Below are 8153 nucleotides of genomic sequence, written 5' to 3' on the forward strand. Positions count from 1 at the left end.
GCTAAAGAGCGCGCGTCAGGCGTAACGGTCTATCCGCCTAAAGAAGATGTGTTCAATGCGTTTCGTTTGACCGAGCTGAACCAGGTAAAGGTGGTCATTCTGGGCCAGGACCCTTATCACGGCCCTAATCAGGCGCACGGACTGGCGTTCAGCGTCAGGCCTGGCGTAGCAGTACCGCCTTCGCTTATGAATATGTATAAAGAGCTGGAAAGCGACATTCCCGGCTTTCAACGGCCGAATCACGGTTTCCTGGAGAGCTGGGCGAAACAAGGCGTGCTGCTGCTGAATACGGTATTAACCGTAGAGGCGGGCAAGGCGCATTCCCATGCGCGTTTTGGCTGGGAAACCTTTACCGATCGCGTGATTGCGGCGATTAACGAAAACCGCGAAAACGTGGTGTTTCTGCTGTGGGGATCGCACGCGCAGAAGAAAGGCAGCATTATCGACACAAAACGACATCATGTGCTGAAAGCGCCGCACCCCTCTCCGCTTTCCGCGCACCGGGGATTCTTTGACTGCAAACACTTTTCGCGCACCAACGCCATCCTTAGTCAGCAGGGCGAAACGCCGATCGACTGGACGCCGCACCTGCCCTGATGCAACAACGCCGTGGCTTCAGGCCACGGCGCCGGGAAATCAGCTTTTTGCTTTTGCGACGGCCACCATCGCCGGTCGCAGCAGACGACCATTCAGCGTATAACCGCGCTGCATCACCATCATTACGTGGTTCGGCGCAACCTCATCAGACTCCATCATGGACATCGCCTGATGAACGTCCGGGTTGAACGGTACGTTAGTTTCACCCACGACTTCCACACCGAACTTGCGCACCGCCGCCAGCAGCGATTTCAGCGTCAGCTCGATACCTTCGATCATAGCGCTCAGTTCAGGATTGTTCTTATCCGCTACTTCCAGCGCGCGCTCAAGGCTGTCGATAACCGGCAGCAGCTCGTTAGCAAATTTTTCCAGGGCGAATTTATGCGCTTTTTCGACGTCCTGCTCGGTACGGCGACGGATATTTTCGATTTCCGCCTGCGCGCGTAGCTGCGCGTCGCGTACGCCATTTTGCAGCCCGGCTAACTGTTCTTCAAGCTGAGCGATGCGCTCATCACGCGGATCCACCACTTCTGCTTCAGCCTCTGCAGTCTCCGCGTTATCGTTTTGCTGCTGTTCCATTTGAATCTCTTCTGAGACTTGCTCGTTTGGTGTGTTCTGATCTTTACTACTCATGAATTTCTCCGCGTTTTGCACATTCATCTCGCTGGTTCGCTTATTATGGGGATCAGATTTATGGTTTCAAGGGAACCAGTCACAATGTCAGGGCAATTTGCCCCATGAGGAATACCTGCATAATGAATAAACATTTCCAGTGCATCGGCATCGTCGGACATCCGCGTCATCCTACCGCCCTGACCACGCATGAAATGCTCTGGCGCTGGCTGACCGAGAGAGGGTATGAAGTCATTGTCGAACAGCAAATCGCGCGCGAACTGTCACTGGAACATGTACAAACTGGATCGCTGGCGGAGATCGGTCAGCGGGCCGATCTCGCCGTTGTGGTCGGCGGCGACGGCAATATGCTGGGCGCGGCGCGCGTGCTGGCGCGTTACGATATCAAAGTGATCGGCATTAACCGCGGCAATCTGGGTTTTCTCACCGACCTGGATCCCGATAACGCGCAGCAGCAGTTGGATGACGTGCTGCGCGGCGACTACATCATTGAAAAACGTTTTCTGCTGGAAGCGCGCGTCTGCCGCGGCGAAGGCGCGCCCCGCATCGGCACGGCGATCAACGAAGTGGTGCTCCATCCCGGCAAAGTGGCGCATATGATCGAATTTGAAGTTTATATTGATGAAAACTTCGCTTTTTCACAGCGCTCCGACGGCCTGATTATCTCCACGCCGACCGGTTCGACCGCTTATTCCCTTTCGGCGGGCGGCCCGATTTTAACGCCTTCTCTTGATGCCATCGCACTGGTGCCGATGTTCCCACATACCCTTTCCGCGCGACCGTTGGTGATCAACAGCAGCAGCACTATCCGCCTGCGTTTTTCCCATATGCGCAGCGACCTGGAGATTAGCTGCGACAGCCAGATTGCGCTGCCGATACAGGAAGGCGAAGATGTGCTGGTCCGGCGCAGCGACTACCACCTCAGCCTTATCCACCCCAAAAACTACAGTTACTTCAATACGCTAAGCTCAAAGCTCGGCTGGTCGAAAAAATTATTTTAAAAAGCGCAACGCGCCACTTTACTGTATATAAAACCAGATTATACTGTACGAAAAACCATATCTGTGTTTATGTACAGGAAGGCGTGTATGCTGGCCCAACTCACCATCAGTAATTTTGCTATTGTTCGCGAGCTGGAAATCGATTTTCAACGTGGCATGACCGCGATTACCGGTGAAACCGGCGCCGGTAAATCTATTGCGATTGATGCGCTGGGGCTGTGCCTTGGCGGCCGCGCCGAAGCGGATATGGTGCGTCAGGGCGCGAATCGCGCCGACCTTTGCGCCCGCTTCAATCTGAAAGACACCCCCTCTGCCCAGCGCTGGCTGGAAGAAAATCAGCTGGACGACGGCCATGAGTGCCTGCTGCGCCGCGTTATCAGCAGCGATGGCCGCTCACGCGGCTTTATCAACGGCACCTCCGTTCCGCTCTCTCAGTTACGCGATCTGGGACAGCTGCTGATTCAGATTCATGGTCAGCATGCGCACCAGCTACTGCTGAAGCCGGAACATCAAAAATCCCTGCTTGACGCCTACGCCGATCAGCCGCTGCTGATGCAGAGCATGGCGGCTAACTATCGTCAGTGGCATCAGAGCTGCCGCACGCTGGCGCAGCATCAGCAGCAAATGCAGGAGCGCGAAGCGCGCCGCGAACTGTTGCAATATCAATTGAAAGAGCTGAACGAATTTGCGCCGCAGGCGGGTGAATTCGAGCAGATTGATGAAGAATACAAACGCCTCGCCAACAGCGGCCAGCTGCTTTCTACCAGCCAGCAGGCGCTGCATTTACTGGCGGACGGCGATGACAGCAATCTGCAAAGCCTGCTCTATACGGCGCGTCAGATGATGGGCGAGCTGGTGACGATGGATGATAAGCTGAGCGGCGTGCTGAATATGCTGGAAGAAGCGGCGATTCAGATTAGCGAAGCGAGCGATGAGCTGCGTCACTACTGCGACCGCCTCGATCTCGACCCGAACCGCCTCTATGAGCTGGAACAGCGTCTGTCGCGTCAGATCAGTCTGGCGCGTAAGCATCACGTTGCGCCTGAGGCGCTGCCGGCTTTCCATCAACAGCTGCTGGAAGAAGAACAGCTGCTCTCTCAGCAAGAGAGCGATCAGGAAGCACTGAGCCGGGCGGTGACGCAGCATCATCAGGCTGCGCTTGCCAGTGCGCAGAAGCTGCATGAGCAGCGCGCCCATTTCGCGCAGGAGCTGACCCAGCTGATCACTGAAAGCATGCATGCGCTGTCGATGCCGCACGGACAGTTCAGCATCGCCGTACAGTTCAACCCGGATCAGCTGACCGCGGAAGGCGCGGACCGTATTGATTTCCGCGTCAGCACTAACCCCGGCCAGCCGCTGCAACCGCTGGCGAAAGTCGCTTCAGGCGGTGAGCTGTCGCGTATCGCGCTGGCGATTCAGGTGATCACCGCGCGTAAAATGGATACGCCGGCGCTGATTTTCGATGAAGTGGATGTGGGCATCAGCGGACCGACCGCCGCCGTGGTAGGCAAACTGCTGCGCCAGCTGGGCGAATCCACGCAGGTCATGTGCGTTACGCACTTGCCTCAGGTGGCAGGCTGTGGCCATCATCATTTCTTCGTCAGCAAAGAGACTGACGGCGCGATGACGGAAACCCATATGCAGCCGCTGGACAAACGCGCGCGCCTGCAGGAACTGGCGCGTCTGCTGGGCGGCAGCGAAGTCACGCGCAACACGCTGGCGAACGCAAAAGAGCTTTTAGCCGCCTGATATGCACTTTTTTACATTCCTGCGGTCATATGCTTGCTCTGTAAAGGTTTCCAACTGCGGTCAGGTTTATTATTATCGACAGCTTGTCGCCTGAATGAAACACGATGACCGCAGGCTGTGTTCAGACCGTGCTGGCACCAAATTCGCCTGACTGAAAGGCGTTGAGCCCAAAAAAGGAATGTATAAATGCGCTGTAAAACGCTGACTGCTGCTGCAGTGTTACTTCTCATGATGACTGCTGGCTGTTCCACTCTGGAGCGCGTGGTTTACCGTCCTGATATCAATCAGGGTAACTATCTGACCGCCACCGACGTTGCCAAGCTGCGCGTTGGCATGACGAAACAGCAGGTCGCTTACACGCTGGGTACGCCAATGATGAGCGATCCTTTCGGTAGCAATACCTGGTATTATGTGTTCCGTCAGCAGCCCGGCCATGAAAAAGTTTCCCAGCAAACGCTGACGCTCACTTTCGACAGCAACAGCGTGCTGACCAATATCGATAATAAACCGAACCTGAACGACAATAAGTCCGACCGTTAAGCGGGTTTCAGATATAAAAAAAGGCGCTGAGGCGCCTTTATTTTTTGGCCGAGCGTTCCGCCCGTTGACGGCGTAGCTCTTTCGGATCGGCAATCAGCGGACGGTAGATTTCTACGCGGTCCCCTTCGTTAAGCTCATCCTGCAATTTCACCGGCCGGCTGTAGATGCCGATTTTATTCTGCGTCAGGTCAATATCCTGGCGCAGTTCAAGCAGGCCGGATGCCCGTATCGCCTGCTCAACGCTGCTACCCTCCGCCAGCTTCACCTGGCGCAGGTACTGTTTTTCAGGCAGCGCGTAAACCACTTCAACCGTAATATCAGGCACGGTAAACCTCTTTGGCGCGATGAGTGAACGCCTGCACCATGCTGTTCGCCAGCTCTTTAAAGATGCGTCCGAACGCCAGTTCAACCAGCATGTTAGTGAACTCGAACTCCAGATTGAGCTCTACTTTACAGGCGTCATCGCCGAGCGACGTGAATGTCCACCCGCCGGTTAATTTACGGAACGGACCATCCACCAGCTGCATATGAATGCTCTGGTTATCCGTCAGCGTATTGCGGGTCACGAACGTCTTGCTGATGCCGGCCTTAGAGACATCAACCGACGCCGTCATCTCCTGTTCGGAGGCGGATAGCACGCGGCTCCCCGTACAGCCCGGCAGGAATTCCGGATACGAATCGACATCATTCACTAACTGGTACATTTGCTCAGCGCTGTAAGGCACAAGCGCGGAGCGGCTAATCTGGGCCATATCGTTTCCTGTGATTCATAAAACGTACAAATAATAGCATTTTCAACACTCAAACAAAAATTCTCTGAGTCGCAAGGCGTGCTAGAATAGCTTTTTTTCCCGGCGGTTTTGGGTCGGGGGATGCGATTAACACTGGTCTGATGTAAACTAAGTTGCACTATGACAAAGAAAAAAGCACATAAACCCGGTTCTGCCACTATTGCCCTTAACAAACGCGCCCGCCATGAATACTTCATTGAGGAAGAGTTCGAAGCGGGACTGGCGCTACAAGGATGGGAAGTCAAATCACTGCGCGCCGGTAAGGCGAACATCAGCGACAGCTATATTCTGCTGCGCGATGGCGAAGCTTATCTGTTTGGCGCGACGTTTCAGCCGTTGTCAGTCGCTTCCAGTCACGTCGTCTGCGATCCCACGCGCAACCGTAAACTGCTGCTGAACCAGCGCGAGCTGGATAGCCTGTACGGTCGCGTCAATCGCGAAGGCAATACGGTAATCGCCTTGTCGCTTTACTGGAAAAACGCCTGGTGCAAACTGAAGATTGGCGTGGCGCGCGGTAAGAAGCAGCATGACAAGCGCGAAGACGTGAAGAGTCGCGAATGGCAGCTGGATAAAGCACGCATTATGAAGAATGCCAATCGCTAAGCGCTGGATTCATCACTCGTTTTTTGCTATACTCTTTAATTCTTGGGGCTGATTCTGGATTCGACGGGATTCGCGAAACCCAAGGTGCATGCCGAGGGGCGGTTTGCCTCGTTAAAAGCCGCAAAAAAATAGTCGCAAACGACGAAAACTACGCTTTAGCAGCTTAATAACCTGCTTAGAGCCCTCTCTCCCTAGCCTCCGCTCTTAGGACGGGGATCAAGAGAGGTCAAACCCAAAAGAGATCGCGTGGATGCCCTGCCTGGGGTTGAAGCGTTAAAACTAATCAGGCTAGTCTGTCAGTGGCGTGTCTGTCCGCAGCTGCCAGGCGAATGTAAAGACTGACTAAGCATGTAGTACCGAGGATGTAGGAATTTCGGACGCGGGTTCAACTCCCGCCAGCTCCACCAAATCTTGATCCGGATACGTCCGGTGAAGTACGGAAAGCCCGCATGGCATAAGCCTTCGCGGGCTTTTTTGTATCTGTAATAGTCCGAGGACATCCGGTTAAATCCGGTGATTATTGGTATACGTATTGGTATACGGTAAAATGTATGCCGATAACGTATACCAATTCACGCAGGAAAGCCGCACATGGCAAGGACTACACGCCCTCTCACCAACACAGAAATTCTCCGTTCTAAGGCCATAGATAAAGATTTGACGCTGCATGATGGTGACGGACTTTTTATGGTGGTGAAAACTACCGGAAAGAAGCTTTGGCGTTTCCGCTATCAAAGACCAGCCACAAAACAGCGCACCATGATGGGCCTAGGTGCTTTCCCTGCCCTGTCGCTGGCAGATGCCAGGCGTCTGCGCGCTGATTACCTCTCCTTACTCGCTAATGGCATTGACCCGCAAACGCAGGCCGAACAGGTTACAGAACAACAACAGATCGCGTTAGACAGCATTTTCTCAACTGTGGCCGCTAACTGGTTTGCTTTGAAGCAAGCCAGCGTTACCCCGGATTACGCGAAGGATATCTGGCGTTCTCTTGAGAAAGATGTTTTCCCAGCCATTGGCGAGATTCCCGTGCAGGAAATCAAAGCCCGTAGGCTGGTTGAGGCGTTAGAACCCATTAAGGCCCGTGGGGCTCTTGAAACCGTTCGTCGTCTGGTACAGCGCATTAATGAAATTATGATTTATGCAGTTAATACCGGGCTGATTGATGCTAATCCCGCTTCGGGGATCGGTGTGGCTTTTGAAAAGCCTAAAAAGCAGCATATGCCAACGCTGCGACCTGAGGAATTGCCGAAGCTTATGCAGTCGCTAGTAATGTCTAATCTATCCGTTCCGACTCGTTGTTTGATTGAATGGCAGCTCTTGACCCTTGTACGGCCCTCTGAAGCTTCTGCTACACGATGGGTTGAGCTCGATCTCGACACTAAGCTTTGGGTAATCCCAGCTGAAAGGATGAAAGCTAAACGTGAGCACATTGTTCCATTATCACCTCAAGCGTTAGAAATTTTGGAGGTGATGAAGCCTATTAGTGCTCATCGTGAACATGTTTTTCCAAGCAGAAATGATCCTAAATTGCCAATGAATAGCCAGACTGCTAATGCCGCATTAAAACGAATCGGTTACGCAGGTTCATTAGTAGCTCATGGTTTACGTTCGATAGCCAGTACTGCTATGAATGAAGCAGGTTTGAATCCTGACGTGATCGAAGCAGCACTAGCCCACAGTGATAAAAATGAAGTTAGGAAAGCTTACAATCGTTCCATATATTTAACTCAGCGTATTGAGTTAATGGATTGGTGGGGGTTATACTGCGATCATGCCACCATGAAAACAAATTTATTAAGGAAAATAAATGTCATCTCTTGATGCGTATTTCCGCGATGTAACTCATCACGAATTTTTATTAGATACTGCACTTAGAACACAAAAACTTGATGATGTAGATAAAGAAACTTGCAATTGCTCGGTTCCTGATCTTAATGAGCTGGCACCTTTAATTATTGCTCAGAAAGACTTTTCTTACCCCTATTTATCTAACTCTCTTGTCCTTACTCTACAAGACGCAGAATATTACCCTAAAGGCAGTAATAACCCTACACACCTTTGTCTTTTGTTCAATGCTACAGATAGGAATGGTTCTACAACTGTTTTAAGGAATATAAAACGTCAAACCCGCAGAAAAATCGAACCAGATCATAATGATGGTGAGGGATATGAATTTTCTTCTCACATATTAATTTCTTTGACTGGGATAAAGAGAACATATAAAGCAGTCATTAGC

10 protein-coding genes and 1 other RNA gene are annotated in these 8153 nt (G+C 52.4%); 8 read left to right on the plus strand and 3 right to left on the minus strand.

What is annotated here, in order from left to right; genetic code table 11:
- Positions 1-597: uracil-DNA glycosylase (gene ung / locus MYY08_RS12925; protein WP_288014488.1), on the plus strand; the 597-nt coding region annotated here is incomplete at its 5' end.
- Between the two features lie 39 nt (positions 598-636).
- On the opposite strand, the gene grpE is transcribed toward ung, so the two are convergent.
- Positions 637-1230: a nucleotide exchange factor GrpE gene (grpE, locus tag MYY08_RS12930; RefSeq protein WP_038629905.1), complete on the minus strand. Its 594-nt coding sequence runs from the start codon at positions 1228-1230 to the stop codon at positions 637-639.
- 122 nt (positions 1231-1352) lie between these two features.
- Between grpE and nadK the strand changes: the two genes are divergently transcribed.
- The 3 genes from nadK to bamE all read left to right on the plus strand — a co-directional run bounded on the left by nadK (position 1353) and on the right by bamE (position 4520).
- Positions 1353-2231 (plus strand): NAD(+) kinase, encoded by an 879-nt coding sequence (nadK, locus tag MYY08_RS12935; protein ID WP_084970424.1) that lies wholly within the window; start codon positions 1353-1355, stop codon positions 2229-2231.
- Positions 2232-2318: 87 nt separating this feature from the next.
- A complete protein-coding gene (recN, locus tag MYY08_RS12940; RefSeq protein ID WP_288014491.1) occupies positions 2319-3980 on the plus strand; it encodes a DNA repair protein RecN in 1662 nt (553 codons plus the stop codon).
- A gap of 186 nt (positions 3981-4166) precedes the next feature.
- Positions 4167-4520 carry an outer membrane protein assembly factor BamE gene (gene bamE / locus MYY08_RS12945; protein ID WP_038624638.1) on the plus strand — a complete coding sequence of 118 codons (354 nt, stop codon included), beginning with the start codon at positions 4167-4169 and terminating at the stop codon, positions 4518-4520.
- A 37-nt stretch (positions 4521-4557) separates the two neighbouring features.
- Here the strand turns inward: bamE and MYY08_RS12950 are convergent, their stop codons facing one another.
- Together MYY08_RS12950 and MYY08_RS12955 are read right to left on the minus strand one after the other, a co-directional pair.
- Entirely contained in the window at positions 4558-4845 is a 288-nt protein-coding gene (locus tag MYY08_RS12950) for an RnfH family protein (protein WP_038624636.1), read from the minus strand.
- Entirely contained in the window at positions 4838-5272 is a 435-nt protein-coding gene (locus tag MYY08_RS12955; RefSeq protein ID WP_038624635.1) for a type II toxin-antitoxin system RatA family toxin, read from the minus strand. Before MYY08_RS12955 ends, MYY08_RS12950 begins: the two co-directional genes overlap by 8 nt.
- A 159-nt stretch (positions 5273-5431) precedes the next feature.
- On the opposite strand from MYY08_RS12955, the gene smpB reads away from it, so the two are divergent.
- The 4 genes from smpB to MYY08_RS12975 all read left to right on the plus strand — a co-directional run.
- Positions 5432-5914, plus strand: a complete 483-nt coding sequence (gene smpB / locus MYY08_RS12960) for an SsrA-binding protein SmpB (RefSeq protein WP_038624633.1) — start codon at positions 5432-5434, stop codon at positions 5912-5914.
- Between the two features lie 44 nt (positions 5915-5958).
- Positions 5959-6321: a transfer-messenger RNA gene (ssrA, locus tag MYY08_RS12965) on the plus strand.
- Positions 6322-6505: 184 nt separating this feature from the next.
- Positions 6506-7738, plus strand: a complete 1233-nt coding sequence (locus MYY08_RS12970; RefSeq protein ID WP_288014494.1) for an integrase domain-containing protein — start codon at positions 6506-6508, stop codon at positions 7736-7738.
- On the plus strand, positions 7725-8153 hold a 429-nt coding region (locus MYY08_RS12975), incomplete at its 3' end, for a hypothetical protein (protein ID WP_288014496.1). The genes MYY08_RS12970 and MYY08_RS12975, both read left to right, overlap by 14 nt.

It is taken from the genome of Mixta sp. (assembly GCF_024610815.1).
Lineage (GTDB): Bacteria > Pseudomonadota > Gammaproteobacteria > Enterobacterales > Enterobacteriaceae > Mixta > Mixta calida.

What these genes read in the sequence shown, in the direction of transcription:
- grpE (WP_038629905.1), bottom strand. Translation starts at nt 1,230, where the DNA reads ATGAGTAGTAAAGATCAGAACACACCAAACGAGCAAGTCTCAGAAGAG.
- nadK (WP_084970424.1), top strand. Translation starts at nt 1,353, where the DNA reads ATGAATAAACATTTCCAGTGCATCGGCATCGTCGGACATCCGCGTCAT.
- recN (WP_288014491.1), top strand. Translation starts at nt 2,319, where the DNA reads ATGCTGGCCCAACTCACCATCAGTAATTTTGCTATTGTTCGCGAGCTG.
- bamE (WP_038624638.1), top strand. Translation starts at nt 4,167, where the DNA reads ATGCGCTGTAAAACGCTGACTGCTGCTGCAGTGTTACTTCTCATGATG.
- MYY08_RS12955 (WP_038624635.1), bottom strand. Translation starts at nt 5,272, where the DNA reads ATGGCCCAGATTAGCCGCTCCGCGCTTGTGCCTTACAGCGCTGAGCAA.
- smpB (WP_038624633.1), top strand. Translation starts at nt 5,432, where the DNA reads ATGACAAAGAAAAAAGCACATAAACCCGGTTCTGCCACTATTGCCCTT.
- MYY08_RS12970 (WP_288014494.1), top strand. Translation starts at nt 6,506, where the DNA reads ATGGCAAGGACTACACGCCCTCTCACCAACACAGAAATTCTCCGTTCT.